The organism is Nocardiopsis sp. NPDC055879, assembly GCF_053615935.1.
Genome location: NZ_JBSHCT010000004.1, coordinates 100,554 through 117,168, shown reverse-complemented (window position 1 = coordinate 117,168; position 16,615 = coordinate 100,554). Strand labels below are relative to the sequence as shown.

General features: G+C 68.5%; 15 protein-coding genes. 7 read left to right on the top strand and 8 right to left on the bottom strand.

What is annotated here, in order from left to right:
* Positions 1–86 precede the first annotated feature (86 nt).
* The 3 genes from prcA to ACWGKS_RS05980 all read right to left on the bottom strand — a co-directional run bounded on the left by prcA (position 87) and on the right by ACWGKS_RS05980 (position 2,182).
* A complete protein-coding gene (gene prcA / locus ACWGKS_RS05990; protein ID WP_358511658.1) occupies positions 87–863 on the bottom strand; it encodes a proteasome subunit alpha in 777 nt (258 codons plus the stop codon).
* Between the two features lie 87 nt (positions 864–950).
* Positions 951–1,796 (bottom strand): proteasome subunit beta, encoded by an 846-nt coding sequence (prcB, locus tag ACWGKS_RS05985; RefSeq protein WP_358511655.1) that lies wholly within the window; start codon positions 1,794–1,796, stop codon positions 951–953.
* A 182-nt stretch (positions 1,797–1,978) separates the two neighbouring features.
* The gene (locus ACWGKS_RS05980; RefSeq protein ID WP_304079557.1) at positions 1,979–2,182 is read right to left on the bottom strand and encodes a ubiquitin-like protein Pup; all 204 of its coding nucleotides are present in this window, start codon (positions 2,180–2,182) and stop codon (positions 1,979–1,981) included.
* Positions 2,183–2,869: 687 nt separating this feature from the next.
* Here ACWGKS_RS05980 and ACWGKS_RS05975 point away from each other — a divergent pair.
* Entirely contained in the window at positions 2,870–4,024 is a 1,155-nt protein-coding gene (locus tag ACWGKS_RS05975) for a S1 family peptidase (RefSeq protein WP_358511652.1), read from the top strand.
* 509 nt (positions 4,025–4,533) lie between these two features.
* Positions 4,534–5,679, top strand: a complete 1,146-nt coding sequence (locus ACWGKS_RS05970; protein ID WP_358511649.1) for a S1 family peptidase — start codon at positions 4,534–4,536, stop codon at positions 5,677–5,679.
* 72 nt (positions 5,680–5,751) lie between these two features.
* On the opposite strand, the gene dop is transcribed toward ACWGKS_RS05970, so the two are convergent.
* The 3 genes from dop to ACWGKS_RS05955 form a co-directional block, all read right to left on the bottom strand.
* Positions 5,752–7,278 (bottom strand): depupylase/deamidase Dop, encoded by a 1,527-nt coding sequence (gene dop, locus ACWGKS_RS05965; protein WP_452521911.1) that lies wholly within the window; start codon positions 7,276–7,278, stop codon positions 5,752–5,754.
* 279 nt (positions 7,279–7,557) lie between these two features.
* Positions 7,558–9,327 carry a proteasome ATPase gene (gene arc, locus ACWGKS_RS05960; protein ID WP_358511644.1) on the bottom strand — a complete coding sequence of 590 codons (1,770 nt, stop codon included), beginning with the start codon at positions 9,325–9,327 and terminating at the stop codon, positions 7,558–7,560.
* 289 nt (positions 9,328–9,616) lie between these two features.
* Positions 9,617–10,570 carry a tRNA (adenine-N1)-methyltransferase gene (locus ACWGKS_RS05955; RefSeq protein ID WP_358511641.1) on the bottom strand — a complete coding sequence of 318 codons (954 nt, stop codon included), beginning with the start codon at positions 10,568–10,570 and terminating at the stop codon, positions 9,617–9,619.
* Between the two features lie 199 nt (positions 10,571–10,769).
* On the opposite strand from ACWGKS_RS05955, the gene ppgK reads away from it, so the two are divergent.
* Together ppgK and ACWGKS_RS05945 are read left to right on the top strand one after the other, a co-directional pair.
* Positions 10,770–11,537 (top strand): polyphosphate--glucose phosphotransferase, encoded by a 768-nt coding sequence (ppgK, locus tag ACWGKS_RS05950; RefSeq protein ID WP_358511638.1) that lies wholly within the window; start codon positions 10,770–10,772, stop codon positions 11,535–11,537.
* Positions 11,534–11,887 (top strand): ParB N-terminal domain-containing protein, encoded by a 354-nt coding sequence (locus ACWGKS_RS05945; protein ID WP_358511635.1) that lies wholly within the window; start codon positions 11,534–11,536, stop codon positions 11,885–11,887. Before ppgK ends, ACWGKS_RS05945 begins: the two co-directional genes overlap by 4 nt.
* Before the next feature lie 244 nt (positions 11,888–12,131).
* On the opposite strand, the gene ACWGKS_RS05940 is transcribed toward ACWGKS_RS05945, so the two are convergent.
* On the bottom strand, positions 12,132–12,467 hold the full coding sequence (locus ACWGKS_RS05940) for a hypothetical protein (RefSeq protein ID WP_358511632.1): 336 nt from the start codon (positions 12,465–12,467) through the stop codon (positions 12,132–12,134).
* A gap of 165 nt (positions 12,468–12,632) precedes the next feature.
* Here ACWGKS_RS05940 and ACWGKS_RS05935 point away from each other — a divergent pair, with 165 nt between their 5' ends.
* Positions 12,633–13,940: a helix-turn-helix domain-containing protein gene (locus tag ACWGKS_RS05935; RefSeq protein ID WP_358511629.1), complete on the top strand. Its 1,308-nt coding sequence runs from the start codon at positions 12,633–12,635 to the stop codon at positions 13,938–13,940.
* Between the two features lie 34 nt (positions 13,941–13,974).
* Entirely contained in the window at positions 13,975–14,448 is a 474-nt protein-coding gene (locus ACWGKS_RS05930) for a hypothetical protein (protein ID WP_358511626.1), read from the top strand.
* A 92-nt stretch (positions 14,449–14,540) separates the two neighbouring features.
* Here the strand turns inward: ACWGKS_RS05930 and ACWGKS_RS05925 are convergent, their stop codons facing one another.
* Positions 14,541–15,701, bottom strand: coding sequence for a site-2 protease family protein (locus ACWGKS_RS05925; RefSeq protein ID WP_358511623.1), 1,161 nt, complete (start codon positions 15,699–15,701; stop codon positions 14,541–14,543).
* An 82-nt stretch (positions 15,702–15,783) separates the two neighbouring features.
* Between ACWGKS_RS05925 and ACWGKS_RS05920 the strand changes: the two genes are divergently transcribed.
* Entirely contained in the window at positions 15,784–16,590 is an 807-nt protein-coding gene (locus ACWGKS_RS05920; RefSeq protein ID WP_358511620.1) for a RecB family exonuclease, read from the top strand.
* Positions 16,591–16,615: the final 25 nt, after the last annotated feature.

Here is a 16,615-nt window from a genome sequence, read left to right as displayed (position 1 = left end):
ACCGGGGTGCCGACGACGGGGCCACGTCGTCCACACCCGCCCGGCCGGTGCGGCGCCCCGGTGGCGCCGCACCGTCGTCCCTAGCTTCAGTCCTGGTCGGCCTCGTCCCCACCGGCGCTCGTGTCCTCGGAGGCGTCCGTGCTCGTGGCGGCCTTCGTGGTGGCACCTCGCTTGCCCTCCTCGATGAGGGAGGTCAGGCGGTCACCGTGGATGCGACGGAACTTGCGGTGCTGTCGGGAGCGGTCCAGCACGGCGACCTCCAGGTTGGTGGCCTCCAGCTCACGCTCCTCCCCGTTCTCGTGCGCCAGCGCGTGGGTGGCGGCGTTGAGCGCCGCGCTGAGCGGGGCCCTCGCGTCGAAGCGGTCCTTGAGCTGGTTGGACACGTGCTCGGAGGAGCCGCCCACCGCGACGAAGCCCTGTTCGTCGACGATCGACCCGTCGAAGGTGATGCGGTAGATCTCGTCGTCGTCCGCGGTGTCGCCGACCTCCGCGACGACGATCTCGACCTCCCACGGCTTGAGGCTCTCACTGAAGACGGTGCCCAGGGTCTGGGCGTAGATGTTGGCGAGCTGGCGTCCGCTGACGTCACGACGGTCGAACTGGTACCCGCGAACGTCGGCGAAACGGACGCCCATCAGGCGTAGGTTCTCGAACTCGGGGTAGCGCCCGACCGCGGCGAAGCCGATGCGGTCGTAGAGCTCACTGATCTTGTGCAGGGTGCGGGACATGTTGTCCGCCACCAAGAGGATGCCGCCTTCGTACTGCAGGACGACGGCACTGCGGCCGCGCGCGATCCCTTTGCGCGCGTAGTCCGCCTTGTCCTTCATCTGCTGTTCGGGGGCGACGTAGAAGGGCATCGACACCGCGGATCGTTTCCTTACCTGGTCGGGAGAGGTCTGGTGGTGAGGGGCGCCCGGCCCGGATCGGCCGGGCCGGTCATGGCCCGCCGGTCAGTCGAGCCGGGCCCTTGGTCCGTCGGGGTGGACGGAGCGTCCCTGGACCACCTCCGTGGCCAAACGGGCGACCTCTTCGCCGGAGATACGGCGGTGGCCGTCCTCGGTGATGACGTCGACCAGGGGGAAGATCCCCCGATGCAGGTCGGGTCCGCCGGTGGCGGAGTCCTCGTCCGCGGCGTCGTAGAGCGACTCCAGGGCGACCTTGATCGCTGTCGTCTCGTCCAGGTCGTCGCGATAGAGCTTCTTGATGGAGCCCTTGGCGAAGACCGAGCCGGAGCCGATGGAGTGGTAGCGCTGCTCCTCGTAGCGTCCACCGACCGCGTCGTAGCTGAAGACCCGGCCTTCCTCGGTGACCTCGTCGAAGCCCACCAGCAGGGGGACTACGACGAATCCCTGCATGGCCATGCCCAGATTGCCCCGGACCATCTGGGCGAGCTTGTTGGCCTTACCCTCAAGGGAGAGGGAGCGACCCTCCAGCTTCTCGTAGTGTTCCAGCTCCACCTGGTACAGGCGGGCCAGTTCGATACCGATCCCGGCCGAGCCCGCGATGGCCACCGCGGAGAACTCGTCGGTCCGGTAGAGCTTGTCCATGTCCCGGTTGGCGATGACGTTGCCCTGTGTCGCCCTGCGGTCACCGGCCAGCAGGACACCCCCGGGGAAGGTCATGGCGACGATGGTCGTCGCGTCCGGGGTGAGGTGTTCGGTGACCCCTCCGGCGGCGTCCAGATGCCTTCCGGGCAGCAACTCGGGGTTGACCGCCCGGAGGAACTCGGTGAAGGACGAAGTACCCGCACTCATGAAAGCGGCCGGCATCCGTCCGCCCTCGAACCCTTCGAACACGCGACTCCCTCCACTGGCGCCCCACCCCGTCTCGGGGGCGGATGGGGCGCCTGCTCATCCGTTTGTTGTCGGCCTGCACGTCGGCCGGGCTTTCCCACCCCGGCCGACGTGTCGACCCTAACCCTGTGCGCCCGGGGGCCACCGGCTCCCGTGTGCGCTGTCAGCGAACCGTCCGATGACGGTCACTGACCGCCCTTCTGCACGAACTGCCGCACGAAGTCCTCGGCGTTGCTCTCCAGAACGTCGTCGATCTCGTCGAGGATGTCGTCGACGTCCTCATCCAACTGTTCGTCGCGTTCCTTGGCCTCCGCGGCGCCCTCGGTCTCCTCGACCTCTTCGTCGCGGCGGGTGCCGTGCTTCTGGCCGCCGGTGTCCTTCGTCGCCATTGCAACCTCCCGTTCGGAGCTCTCGCCCTTATCTTGGCCCAACGACCCCCGACTCAACCCCGTTCCCCGGGCCCGATACCCGCTAGTTACCTCTGGGCTCGGCGTCATCACCGCGCGTGCGCGCGAGAGGCGAACGGGTGCGGTCGGGTGCTCACGAATTCGACGCCGTCACGGGGTCGGGCGTGTCCCCGGGGTCGACCCCCCGCACGCCCACGAAGATCGTTTTCGCGACATGCGCACATGTATTCGCCTTGCGAACATGATCTTCACCCAGGACGGCGGCCTGACCACGCGGGTTACGTCTACGTGTCCGAACCATCGCTACTGGTACGCGGTTTCAGTGTCCGGATCCGGCCAACATGTATCCCTTGACTTACCGGCGAGTTTCTGATTCACATCCGATCTCTTCGGAAAAGTCAAGGTCAGATGGGTCGCCTCCCGATGACCAGAACTTCAAGACATCCGGTCATCGGATGACCCCTTTGTCCGCTCGCTGAAGTATCAGCTTTCCGGGGTTCCAGTTGTCCAAGATGTGCACTTATGGTGGGGAACCGTTTACCGAGTGTCTCGGTGAACGGAAGGGACCCGCCCCCATCGGGGTCCCGCCTCGGAGCGCATCGTCCACCCCCGAGCGGACGAGGCGCCTTCCGAGACCCCGCCCCATTCCCCCTAGGAGAGTAGGGATCAATGCGACCCTCCCCCGTTATCTCCGCGATCGGCACGGGAGCGCTGGCCTTCGGGCTGTCGCTCTCCGTGGCCCCGGGCGCCGGAGCCGCGACCGTGCCGACCGAGCCCGTCACGCAGGACGACTCGGTGTCCACCATGGAAGAAGCGCTTGAGCGCGACTTCGGCCTCACCCCGTTCGAGGCCGAGGAACTGCTCGACGCCCAGGCGGCCGCCTTCGGCCTGGACGAGGCCGCGGCCGACGCCGCGGGTGACGCCTACGCGGGCTCGGTGTTCGACACCGACACCCTGGAGCTGACCGTCCTGGTGACGGACACCTCCGCCGTGTCGGACGTCGAGGCCGCCGGAGCCGAGGCCGAAGTGGTCTCATACGGCACCGAGGGCCTGGCCGAGATCATGGACGAGCTCGACGCGGCCGGCACCCAGCCCGGCGTCGTCGGCTGGTACCCCGACGTCACTTCCGACACGGTCGTGATCGAGGCCCTCGATGGCGACGACGCACAGAGCCTCATCGAGGCCGCGGGCGTGGACGCCTCCGCCGTGGAGGTGCGCGGCACCTCCGAGCAGCCGCAGCTGTTCGCCGACATCGTCGGTGGAGACGCGTACTACATGGGCGGCGGCCGCTGCTCCATCGGGTTCGCCGCCACCGACGCCTCCGGCGGCGACGGCTTCGTGACCGCCGGTCACTGCGGCACCGTCGGCACCTCCGCCGAGAGCGAGGACGGTTCCGGCTCGGGCACCTTCGCCGAGTCGGTCTTCCCCGGCAACGACGGGGCGTACGTGTCGGCGAGCTCCAACTGGACCGTCACCAACCTGGTCAACATGTACAGCGCGGGTGACACCCAGACGGTGGCCGGTTCCGCTCAGGCCCCGGTCGGCTCGGCCGTGTGCCGTTCGGGTTCGACCACCGGTTGGCACTGCGGGACCATCGAGGCCCGCGGCCAGACGGTGAGCTACCCCGAGGGCACCGTCAACGACCTGACCCGCACCGATGTCTGCGCCGAGCCGGGTGACTCCGGTGGCTCGTTCATCAGTGACGACCAGGCCCAGGGCATGACCTCTGGCGGCTCGGGCAACTGCACCAGTGGTGGTACGACGTACTACCAGGAGGTCGGCCCGGTGCTCAGCTCGTGGAACCTCTCGCTGGTGACCGGATAGCTCCATCCGTCCGGCATCGCACCGACGCCCCCGTCCGCTTTCCAGCGGGCGGGGGCGTCTTTCGTTTCCAGGTGTCCGTATCCGGCCACCACCGATACCCGGCCGGCTCTCATCGAGTGCACGACCATCCGCACCCCGCACGCCCTGGGCACGCCCGTGACCAGAACGGTTACGGGAGTGTGTCCGATCGGCCACGACCGGTACCCGATACCGGCGTCCGTATGTGGCCATTTTGCCCCTCTTGTGGAATAACGACCATTTCGGTCTGTGACCGGCCGCCTGCGGTGATCCTGACGTGGCGCCGTGGACCGCGACTGACAGCGACCGGAACCGCCCCATCACCCCATCACCGGATTTCGTCTTGAATGCTTTTCCCGCCTGACGCTCTTTCCCTCGCCAAAACGTGCACTTATGGTTGGGCATTGTTTACCGGATGTCTCGGTGAACAACGGCGACCGAAGCGACTCGGTCACCGATCCCCCGCAAATCCCCCAAGGAGAGTAGGGACCATGCGACCCTCCCCCGTTGTCTCCGCCATAGGCACCGGAGCCCTGGCCTTCGGTCTGGCCCTGGGCACCACCCCCGCTGCCGCGACTCCCACCGCACCCGTCCCCCAGTCCCCCGACGCCGAGGCCACCACCATGGCCGAGGCCCTCCAGCGCGACCTTGGCCTGTCCCCGTCCCAGGCCGACGAACTGCTCGACGCCCAGGCCGAATCGTTCGAGATCGACGCCGCCGCCACCGAGGCCGCGGCCGAGGCCTACGGCGGCTCCATCTTCGACACCGAAGCCCTCGAACTGACCGTCCTGGTCACCGACGCCTCCGCCGTGGACGCGGTCGAGGCCGCCGGCGCCCGGGCCGAGGTCGTCACCCACGGCATCGAGGGTCTGGAGGAGATCGTCGACGAACTCAACGCCTCCCAGGCCGACTCGGGCGTCGTGGGTTGGTACCCCGACATCGCCGGCGACACGGTCGTCCTGGAGGTCTTGGAGGGTTCCGAGGCCGACGTGGACGCCCTCCTCGCCGACTCCGGTGTCGACTCCGCCGACGTCACGGTGCAGACCACCACCGAACAGCCCGAGCTGTACGCCGACATCGTCGGTGGTCTGGCCTACACCATGGGCGGACGTTGCTCGGTCGGTTTCGCCGCCACCAACTCCTCCGGCCAGCCCGGCTTCGTCACCGCCGGCCACTGCGGAAGCGTCGGCACCGCCGTCAGCATCGGCAACGGTCGGGGAGTCTTCGAGCGCTCCATCTTCCCCGGCAACGACGCCGCCTTCGTCCGCGGCACCTCCAACTTCACCCTGACCAACCTGGTCAGCCGCTACAACAGCGGCGGACACGCCACCGTGAGCGGCTCCAGCGCGGCCGCGATCGGCTCCCAGGTCTGCCGCTCCGGCTCCACCACCGGCTGGCACTGCGGCACCATCCAGGCCCGCAACCAGACGGTGAACTACCCACAGGGCACCGTTCAGGCCCTGACCCGCACCAACGTGTGCGCCGAACCCGGTGACTCCGGTGGTTCCTTCATCTCCGGAAGCCAGGCGCAGGGCGTCACCTCCGGTGGTTCGGGCAACTGCTCCTTCGGTGGCACCACCTACTACCAGGAGGTCAACCCCATGCTCAACACCTGGGGCCTGACCCTGCGGACCTGATCCGTCTCCTACACCGCACAAGACGTCCCCGTCCGCTTTCGCGCGGGCGGGGACGTCCGCTTTCGCGCGGGGTCAGTCCCCGCGTTTACCGCCGCCCAGTACCGCGACCAGGTCCTCGGCGGTGTCCGCGGCGGCCAGCAGGGCACCCACGTGCTCCTTGGTGCCCCGCCGCGGGTCCAGGGTCGGCACCCGCTGCAACGAGTCGTGACCGGGCAGATCGAAGATGACCGAGTCCCAGGAGGCCGCCGCCACCGAGTCGGCGTACTTGGCCAGACAACGACCACGGAAGTAGGCGCGCGTGTCCTCCGGCGGTTCGGTGATCGCCCGGGTCACCTCCGGCTCCTCCAACAACCGACGGACCCGCCCACGAGCCGCCAACCGGTTGTACAGGCCCCGGTCCTGGCGCACGTCCGAGTACTGCAGATCCACCATCTGCAACCGCGGGCTCGACCACTCCAGGCCATCACGCGAGCGATAGCCCTCCAACAGCTTGAGCTTGGCCACCCAGTCCAACCGGTCGGCCAGGTCCATCGGATCCCGCCCGAGCCCGGTCAGCACCGTCTCCCACTGGTCCAGCACGTCGGCGGTGTCGGGGTCCACGTCCGTGCCGTATCGCTCCTCCACGTACTTGCGCGCCTGGTCCAGGTACTCGCCCTGCAACTCCAGGGCGGTCATCCGCCGCCCGTCGCGCAACCGCACCCGGTGCGTCAGCCCCGGGTCGTGGGAGATCTCCCGCAGGTCCGCCACCGACGTCTCCAACGACAGGTCCTCCTGCAAGAACCCGTCCTCGATCATCGACAGCACCAGCGCGGTGGTCCCCATCTTCAGGTAGGTGGAGAGCTCGCTCATGTTGGCGTCACCGATGATCACGTGCAGACGCCGGTACCGGTCCGGGTCCGCGTGCGGTTCGTCCCGTGTGTTGATGATGGGACGCTTCAGGGTCGTCTCCAACCCCACCTCGACCTCGAAGAAGTCGGCGCGCTGGGAGAGCTGGAAGCCGCTGCCGTTCCCATCCGAACCGATGCCGACCTTGCCGGCCCCGCACATCACCTGCCTGGACACGAAGAAGGGGATGAGGTGGCGGACGATGTCCCCGAAGGGCGTCGACCGGTTCATCAGATAGTTCTCGTGGCACCCGTAGGAGGCGCCCTTGTTGTCGGTGTTGTTCTTGTACAGCTGGATCGGTTCGATGCCGGGCGTGGAACCGGCCCGCGCCGCGGCATCGGCCATGACCCGCTCCCCGGCCTTGTCCCACAGCACCGCGTCACGCGGATTGGTGACCTCGGGGGCCGAGTACTCCGGGTGGGCATGGTCCACATACAGCCGCGCGCCGTTGGTGAGGATGACGTTGGCCAACCCCAGGTCCTCGTCGGTCAACTGGGTGGGGTCGGCCACCTCTCGCGCCAGGTCGAAGCCGCGCGCGTCCCGTAGCGGGTTCTCCTCCTCGAAGTCCCAACGTGCTCGCCGGGCCCGCGCCGCCGAGGCGGCAAGGTAGGCGTTGACCACCTGGGTGGAGGTGACCATCGCGTTGGCCCCGGGGTTTCCCGGCACGGAGATCCCGTATTCGGTCTCGATACCCATAATCCGCCGCACACTCATGATGAGAGGTTATCCGCCCGGGCGGCCTCTTGAACGCTTCCGCGCCAATTGTGGCCTAAGCGCCGTCTTCCCGGGCGTTTCCAAAGACCTCCACCCGGCGTGTCCGCACAGGTCATGGAGCCTTTCGGCGGATTCGCCATAAAGTGACGACGGGGCGCGCGCAAAACACCGGACCGCGCCCCGGTAAGGGGCGAAGGTCCCGCAATCGCGCGCGTAGGGGCCCGCCGGAGAAAGACCTCCGGCGGGCCCCGAGGCGGTACGTGACCGCGGCGAGCGTTCTTACAGGTACTGGCCGGTGTTGGCGACCGTGTCGATGGATCGGCCCGAGTCGGAGCCCGTCTTGCCGGTGATGAGCGTACGGATGTACACGATCCGCTCGCCCTTCTTGCCGGAGATGCGCGCCCAGTCGTCCGGGTTGGTGGTGTTGGGCAGGTCCTCGTTCTCACTGAACTCGTCGACGCAGGCCTGCATCAGGTGCGAGACCCTGATGCCCCTGGACCGGCTGTCGATGAAGTCCTTGATCGCCATCTTCTTGGCCCGCGAGACGATGTTCTCGATCATCGCGCCGGAGTTGAAGTCCTTGAAGTACAGGACCTCCTTGTCCCCATTGGCGTAGGTGACCTCCAAGAAGCGGTTCTCCTCGCCCTCGGTGTACATCCGTTCCACGACCCGCTGGATCATGGCGTCCACCGTGGCCTTGCTGGAACCACCGTGCTCGGCCAGGTCCTCCTCGTGCAGCGGCAACTCCTCGGTGATGTACTTGGCGAAGATGTCGCGGGCCGCCTCGGCGTCGGGCCGCTCGATCTTGATCTTGACGTCCAAACGGCCGGGCCGCAGGATCGCCGGGTCGATCATGTCCTCGCGGTTGGAGGCGCCGATGACGATGACGTTCTCCAACCCCTCGACACCGTCGATCTCACTGAGCATCTGCGGGACGATCGTGTTCTCCACGTCGGAGGACACACCCGAACCACGTGTGCGGAAGATCGAGTCCATCTCGTCGAAGAACACGATGACGGGGGTTCCCTCGGAGGCCTTCTCCCTGGCCCTTTGGAAGACCAGGCGGATGTGCCGCTCGGTCTCACCCACGTACTTGTTCAGCAGCTCCGGACCCTTGATGTTAAGGAAGAAGCTCTTGCCGACGTCCTTGCCGGTGCGCTCGGCGACCTGCTTGGCCAACGAGTTCGCGACCGCCTTGGCGATGAGCGTCTTACCGCACCCGGGCGGCCCGTACAGCAGCACACCCTTGGGCGGGCGCAACCGGTGCTCGAAGAACAACTCCTTGTACAGGTAGGGCAACTCGACCGCGTCGCGGATCATCTCGATCTGTCCCGACAGACCACCGACGTCGCTGTAGGCGATGTCGGGGACCTCTTCGAGGATGAGCTCCTCGACCTCGGACTTGGGGATGCGCTCGTACACGTAACCCGACCGGGACTCCAACAGCAGTGAGTCCCCGGCCCTGATCGGCTCGTCGCGCAGCGGCTCCGCCAACCGCACGATCCGCTCATCGTCGTGATGCGAGATCACCAGGGCGCGTTCGCCGTCCTCAAGGACCTCCTTGAGCATGACGACTTCGCCGACGGTCTCGAACGACTCCACCTCGACGACGTTGAACGCCTCGTTGAGCATGACCTCTTGGCCCGGGCGCAACGCGTCCAGATCCACGGATGGACTGACGTTGACCCGCATCTTGCGGCCATTGGTGAAGATCTCGACGGTCTCGTCCTCGCGCGACCCAAGGTAGACACCGAAGCCCGACGGTGGCTGCGCCAGCCGATCGACCTCCTCCTTGAGTGCCACGATCTGCTCGCGCGCCTCCTTCAGTGTGGAGACGAGCCGTTCGTTCTGCCCGTTGGCGGCGGCCAGGTTGGCCTGGGCCTCCCGCAACCGCTCTTCCAACAGACGCACATGTCGGGGCGAGTCGGCGAGCTTACGCCGAACCACGCTGAGTTCCTTTTCCATGTAGGAGACCTGAGCCGTGAGTTCAGCGACTTCACGGTCCTGGTCGTTTTGACGCTCGTCTTCGCGCTCGGCCACGTCCGCCACCTCCCTATGAGAAGGACGACTACTCGGGAACCTACCTACCCCTGCCCCTTTCCTAACCTCCCAGCTTCGAGGAGTGTCCTGGGCCTCACTTTCACACCTGGCGTCCACGCAGGTCATGGCCGCAGCGGATGACCCGACGTAATGAGAAAGTAACCTCCGTGGCGGGGGTCGGGCAAGTGCATTCCAGACGTTTCCCCAGGCTTGGGCGGCGATAACACCACTTCGCGAAAAACAACGAAGCCCGCCCCGGACCATGTCCGGAAACGGGCTTTCACGAGTACCGAGAACGCTACTCGGCGGGTCGATCCGTCTCCTTCTCGGGCATGTCGGACACACCCTCGGCGGAACCGGCCGTGCCCTTGGCACCGGCCGCCCGAGCGGCCTCGTAGTCCTTGCCATAGGCGCCCTTGGCCGGACGACGACGCCGCTCGGGCGCCGCCACACCGTCGGCCAGACGACGCGCCACCACCAGGAAACCGGTGTGACCGATCATCCGGTGGTCCGGACGCACCGCCAACCCCTCCACGTGCCAGGTCCGCAACATGGTCTCCCACGAACGCGGCTCGTAGAACCGCTCGTCCTCACGCAGCTCCTCCACCACACGGGACAGCTGGGTCGTGGTGGCCACGTAGCAGCACACCAACCCACCGGGGATCAGGGCCTTGGCGACCGCGTCCAGGCACTCCCAAGGCGCCAACATGTCCAGGAACACCCGGTCCACGTCGGTCTCGTCGAGTTCCTCGACCAGGTCGCCCACGGTCAGCCGCCACGCCGGGTGCGGACCACCGTGGAAGTTCTCCACGTTCTTGCGAGCGATCTCGGCGAAGTCGGCCCGCCGCTCATAGGAGTGCACCATGCCCTTTTCCCCGACCGCGCGCAGCAGCCAGTTGGACATCGCACCCGAGCCCGCGCCCGCCTCCACCACGCGCGCGCCCGGGAAGATGTCGGCCTCCACCAGGACCTGGGCCGCGTCCTTGGGGTAGACGATGGTCGCCCCGCGCTTCATGGACAGCGTGTAGTCGATGAGCAGGGGGCGCAGGGCCACATAGGCCGTGCCGGTGTTGGAGACGACCACGCTGCCCTCGGGTTCACCGATGAGATCGTCGTGGTCGACCTTGCCCTTGTGCGAGTGGAAGGCGCCACCCTCACGCAGGGTGATCGTGTGCATGCGACCCTTGGGGTCGGTCAACTGCACGGTGTCGCCATCGGTGAAGGGGCCGCGGCGGCCATGGATACCGGTCAACGTCGCTCTCGTCTTCCCACATCGCGTTCGGGTCGGGCAGTCGTCCAGCGTATCGGCCTCCGGCACCGCGCCGAACCGTCCGGCGCGCCGACCACATCCGCCCCTTCGGCGTGCGAAACCCGACGCCGTTGGGCAGTATCAGGCATGTGGCCCGGCCACCGACCCCGACAGCACACGAGGACCACGGGAGACACCACCCATGTCACAGCCGAACACGGGCTTGGGAATCGACATCGGCGGCAGCGGCATCAAAGGTGCCCCCGTCGACCTGGACTCAGGTGAGTTCCTCCACGAACGGCACAAGGTGCTCACCCCCGAGGACTCGGGGCCCCAGGCCGTCGCCGACATCGTCTCGCGGATCGCCGACCACTTCCCCGAGACCGTGCGCGGTCCCGTGGGCGTCACCTTTCCGGGAGTGGTGCAGAACGGCACGGTCCACACCGCCGCCAACCTGGACAAGGCCTGGGTGGGCACCGACGCCCGTGCCCTGTTCACCGAAGCCGTGGGACGCCCCGTCCGGGTCCTCAACGACGCCGACGCCGCCGCCCTGGCCGAGGCCCGCTACGGCGCGGCCAAGGGCGTGCGCGGCACCGTCCTGATGACCACCCTGGGCACCGGCATCGGATCCGCCCTGGTCGTGGACGGCCGTCTGGTGCCCAACACCGAATTCGGGCACCTGGAGATCGACGGCCACGACGCCGAGTCACGGGCCTCCTCCGGCGCCAAGGAACGCGACGGCCTCTCCTACCCCGAGTGGGCGAACGAGCGCCTACAGCGCTACTACCGGGTGATCGAGGACCTGGTGTGGCCGGACCTGATCGTGGTGGGCGGCGGGGTGAGCCGCAAGGCCCACAAGTTCCTGCCCCTGCTCGACATCCGCACCCCGATCGTGCCCGCCGTCCTGCGCAACACGGCGGGCATCGTGGGCGCCACCCTGGCCGCCGCCCAAGGCCTGGAGGTGCCGTGACCCCCTCCCCCACGACGCCACTCCCCACGGCCCTGGTGACGCGCTACCGGGCCGTGGACCGCGAGGTCGTGGGTTCGGCCCTGCTGGACACACCACGCCACCTGGACGCTTTGACGGCCGACATCGCCCGACACGGAATCCGCACCCCACTACGACTGGGTTTCAACCCCGCCTTCGGCACGCTCGACGGCAACCACCGGATCGCCGTGGCCCTACGCCTGGGGCTGGATTCGGTACCGGTCACCTTGATCAGGACACCTGCGCTGCCGCGACCGGAGCACGCACGGACCATGAACGTCCACGACCTGGGTGTCCTACTACGGGCTTGGGACAACAGGACCCGTCCCTGAAGCCGGGGAAGGGAAAGGGGCGCCTGGCGAATTCGTGGGGACGGCACCGCCAGGCGCCCGGGGGTGGAGGCGGCCGCCCCGGTCACGCTCCGGAGCGGGTGATTCGGGTGTCGGGCGGGTTCGGAGCCCGCACAGAGGGAGAAACGGGTTCGGGCCACCACCCGAACACCACCCCACACCCGGGGTCGCACCGCTGTACGACCCGTCCAGCCACGTGAGACCTCTCCCACGTGAGTCTTCTACGTCAGCCGCCCTCGGCGGCCGACATGACGCCCATGATCCTGCGGGCGGCGTCGGAGGTCCGTGAGGCCGGAGAGAGCGGAACCCCGGGCAGGACCGCCGCGGTCCCCTCCTGGAGCGACCAGCGCATCCACCACCACAGGTCCCCCCGGTGGGGACGCAGCACCGCACGCCGACCCTGCGCGATCGGCCCGGCGTGCACGATCCCGCACACCCCGTCCTCCCACGCGTCGATCCCACGTGAACGCAGCTCGTCCGCCATACCCCGCAGCGCCAAGGACGCCGGACCATCATGGTCCGACACACCCGGGCTCTCCGCCGGCGACGTCCGCACCGTCACGTGTTCTCCTTCCTCACGGCCCCGGCGACCACCGCCGCCGGACCCAACGACAAGTTCACTCTGCCCCATGCCGAAGGGCCCGCATGACCAGTATGCGGATCACGCATCACACCTTCTTTTTCACACATAGCCACCAAGACGAGCCGAGATCCCTAACCTGGGCTCATGCCTCAACCAGACGGCCTTCCCCAGGACCTGTGGACCCGACCCCGCGTGGCCGACGCCCTCGCCGAATGCGACATGCCGACGGTCATCGAAAGCGTGCGCACCGCACGCGGCTGGTCCCAGGGCGACCTCGCGCGGGAACTCACCTACTCACAGAGTTGGGTCTCCCGAGTGGTCAACGGCCAGCAGTCGCTCACCATCAGCCAGGTCCAGGACCTGGCACGGCGACTCGACATCCCGTTGCACCTGATCCGCTTCGGCGGAGAAACAGTGAAGGAGGGTCCCACCACCAAGGCGATACCTCCCACCAGACGTCGCGACTTCGGAAAGGCCGTCGCCGCCGGCGGACTCCTGGCCTCCACCGCGCGACCCATCGTCGGACCGGAGGTCCACCACGGCATCGACGAGGACACCGCACCCTCCCTGCGGGCCATCACCGGCGGCCAACGACGCATGGACGCGACCTCGCCCGCGCGCCACCTGCTGCCCGGCGCGATCGCGCATGTGCACCTGGCCGAGCAGATGCTCGCGAACGCGCGCGTGACGCCCTTCCACACCGAACTCAGCGCCGCGGCGAGCGAAGCCTCCGGGTTCGCCGCCTGGCTCAACGCCGACCTCGGCGACATGGGATCGGCCCGCATGCACTACCGCACCGCCGTCGTACGCGCCCGCCAGGCCGGCATGCGCCTGCTCGACGTCTACATGCTCGGCTCCCTGGCCTCCTTCGAGATCGAGACCGCCGAGGATCCCGAACTCGGACTGGGGCTGGTCCAAGAGGCCGAACACGTCCTGGGACCCGACTCCCACCCCACCGCCCGCGCCTGGCTGGCCTGCGTCGGCGCCCTCGCCCACGCCGGCATCGGCGACCGCGCCTCCGCCGCGAACGCCATCCGCCGCGCCGAACGCGACGTCCACCGTCCCGACAACGCCCGACCGCCCTGGCCCTGGGTGTTCGCCTTCGACGAGGCCAAGGTCGCCGGCTACCGCGCCCTGGTGGGCGTACGCCTGCGCACCCCGCACGAGGCACGCGCCGCCTTCGCAGACGCCGTCGCCCCGCCCTCCCGCAACGTCAAGCAGTCCGCGGTGCTCAAGGTCGAACTGGCCTCCGCCCACGCCGAGGCCGGAGACATCGACGAGGCCTTCCGCCTGGCCCAGGAGGCCCTCGACACCGGGGTGCGCTTCGCCTCCGAACGCGTCGTGGCCCGCGTGCGTTCCTTCCGCCGGCGCTACCGCGGCCCCCACGCCGACCGTGTCAACGAACTCGACACCCGTCTCGCCGCCCTCGTTACCGGCCTCCCCAGTGGGTAGAAACGCGGCGAAAGCGAACGAACTGGGAGGTCATGTGATCCGCATCGGCATCACCGGGCACCGCAACCTGACCCCTGACGTGAACGAACACGTCGCCGCGCTGGTCAAGGACCATCTGGAGCCCTACGGACACGCCATGGTGGGCCTGTCCTGCCTCGCCGACGGCGCCGACTCCCTCTTCGCCGAGGCCGTCCTGGACGCCGGAGCCCCCCTGGAGGCCGTCATCCCCGCCGCCGGCTACCGCTCGGCGCTACCCGCCCGACACCACCCCGTCTACGACCGGCTCCTGGCCCGCTCCGTCCTGGTCCACGAACTACCGCACGCCGTCTCCGACCCCCACTCCCACATGGCCGCGGGTCGTCTCCTCGTCGAACAGAGCGACCGGCTCATCGCCGTCTGGGACGGACTACCCGCCCGCGGCCCCGGCGGCACCGCCGACGTGGTCGCCTACGCCCGGGCCCTGAGCCGCCCCGTCATCGTCCTGTGGCCCCAAGGCGCCCGTCGCTGACCCCACGGCGAAAAACCGACACCACTCCCGGCGCGGCGAGGCGAGGTGCCGTGCCGAACGCCGCGACGGGGTGAACCTCGGCCGTGGCGGACCTAGGTCCGCTCCCGTCCCGCCATCGCCGCGTTCACGTCCGAGGCCCGGATCACCCCGAACACCCCACCGTCCTCGGCCACCACCAGGTACTCCGGCAACCGGTGCCGGGTGAGTTCGGTCAAGAGCTCCTCACCCTCCAGCCCCACCGACACCACCGAATTCCCGGTCAACGCCCGGGACACGTCCGAGACCGGCACCCAGGCCCGCCGCGCCTTCGAGATCGCCTCGTCCGCGGTGGGATGGACCACCGCGATCGGCGTGCCCCCGGAGTCGGTCACCACCACCGCCTCCGTGCCCGCCTCCCGAGCACGCACGTCCACCTGCGCCAGCGGCAGGTCCGCGGGCACCACCACGGCCCGGCGCGCCAGGTCCCGGGCGCGCAGCCCCGGGACACGGGCCCGCACCCGCGCGTTGCGCAGGGCCTCCGTGGCGCCCATCCACATGAACCCGGCCAGCACCACACCCCACACGATGGCCCACGGACCCGGAGTGCCACCCGCGCTCCACGCGAACAGGAACGGCAAGGCCGCCACCACCAACGCCAGTACCCGACCGCCCCAGGCCGCCACCACGCTCCCGGTGTGCGGGCGCCCGGTCAGCTTCCACACCCCGGCGCGCAACAGACGACCACCGTCCAACGGCAACCCGGGCAACAGGTTGAACACACCCACCAACAGGTTCGCGATCCACAACTGGAACATCAGTTCACCGGGGATGCTGAACGGGTCCGCCAACAACGCCAACCCGAACGCGCCCCCCGCCAACACCAGCGACAACAACGGCCCCGAGAAGGCGATCCAGAACTCCTTGCCTGGGGTGGGCGCCTCCCGATCGATCTCCGAGACCCCGCCCAGCACGTAAAGGACGATCCGCCGCACCGGCAACCCGTACGAACGCGCCACCACCGAGTGCGCCAACTCGTGCACCAGCACCGAGGCGTACAACAGGATCGCGAAGACGAACGCCAACAGGTACGCCGAGGGCCCCAACGCCAACCGGGTCTGGACGATGCCCCCATAGACCAGGGTGATCAGCACCGCCACGATCCACCACGACGACGTCACGTACACCGGAACGCCGAACGGCCGTCCGAGCAGTAACCCCGCCTTCCGGGAACGGGATTCGGGCCGGGTCTCGGAGGATTCACTGCCGTTGCTCACAGGCCCCACACTATGACCCCACCGGCGACGGGTCCCACCACACCCGCCCCCACCGGGCGCCGGCTCTCATAGGCTGGCGGGTATGACCACCGTGCCGACGCTGCCGAGCGCCCTGTCGCCCTCGCGAGCATCCGACTTCCTCCAGTGCCCGCTACTGTTCCGCTTCCGCGCCATCGACCGCCTCCCCGAGGCCCCCAGCGCCGCCGCGCTGCGCGGCACCCTGGTCCACGCCTGCCTGGAACGTCTGTACGAACTCCCCGCCGAAACCCGCACCACGCGCACCGCGCTCGGCCTCGTCGACCCCCAGTGGAAGAAGATCCGCGACAAGAAGCCCGACGTCGCCGACCACCTCTTCCCCGAAGGAGAGGGCCTCGACGACTGGCTCCAGTCTTCCCGCGACCTCGTCCAGCGCTACTTCGACCTGGAGAACCCCGCCAACCTCGAACCGCGCGAACGCGAGATGCGCCTAGAGGTGTCCCTGCCCACCGGCCTGCGCCTGCGCGGCTACGTCGACCGCCTCGACGTCGCACCCGATGACCGGATCCGTGTCGTCGACTACAAGACCGGCAAGTCGCCCCACCCCCGCTTCGAGGACAAGGCCAAGTTCCAGATCTTCTTCTACGCCGTCATGATCTGGCGTGACCTCGGCGTGGTCCCCGCCCGGCTCCAACTCATGTACCTGGGCGACGGCTCCGTGCGCTGGTACGACCCCACCCAGGAGGAACTCGTCGCGGCCGAGGCCGAGATCGGTGACATCTGGGCGCGCATCGAGGCCGCCGGACGCGCGGGACGCTGGGAACCCAAGCGCAGCAAGCTCTGCGGGTGGTGCGAACACCAGGCCCTGTGCCCCGAGTTCGGTGGCACCCCGCCCCCGCTCCCCACCGCCTGAACCGACCCCGGCACTCCACCCCATA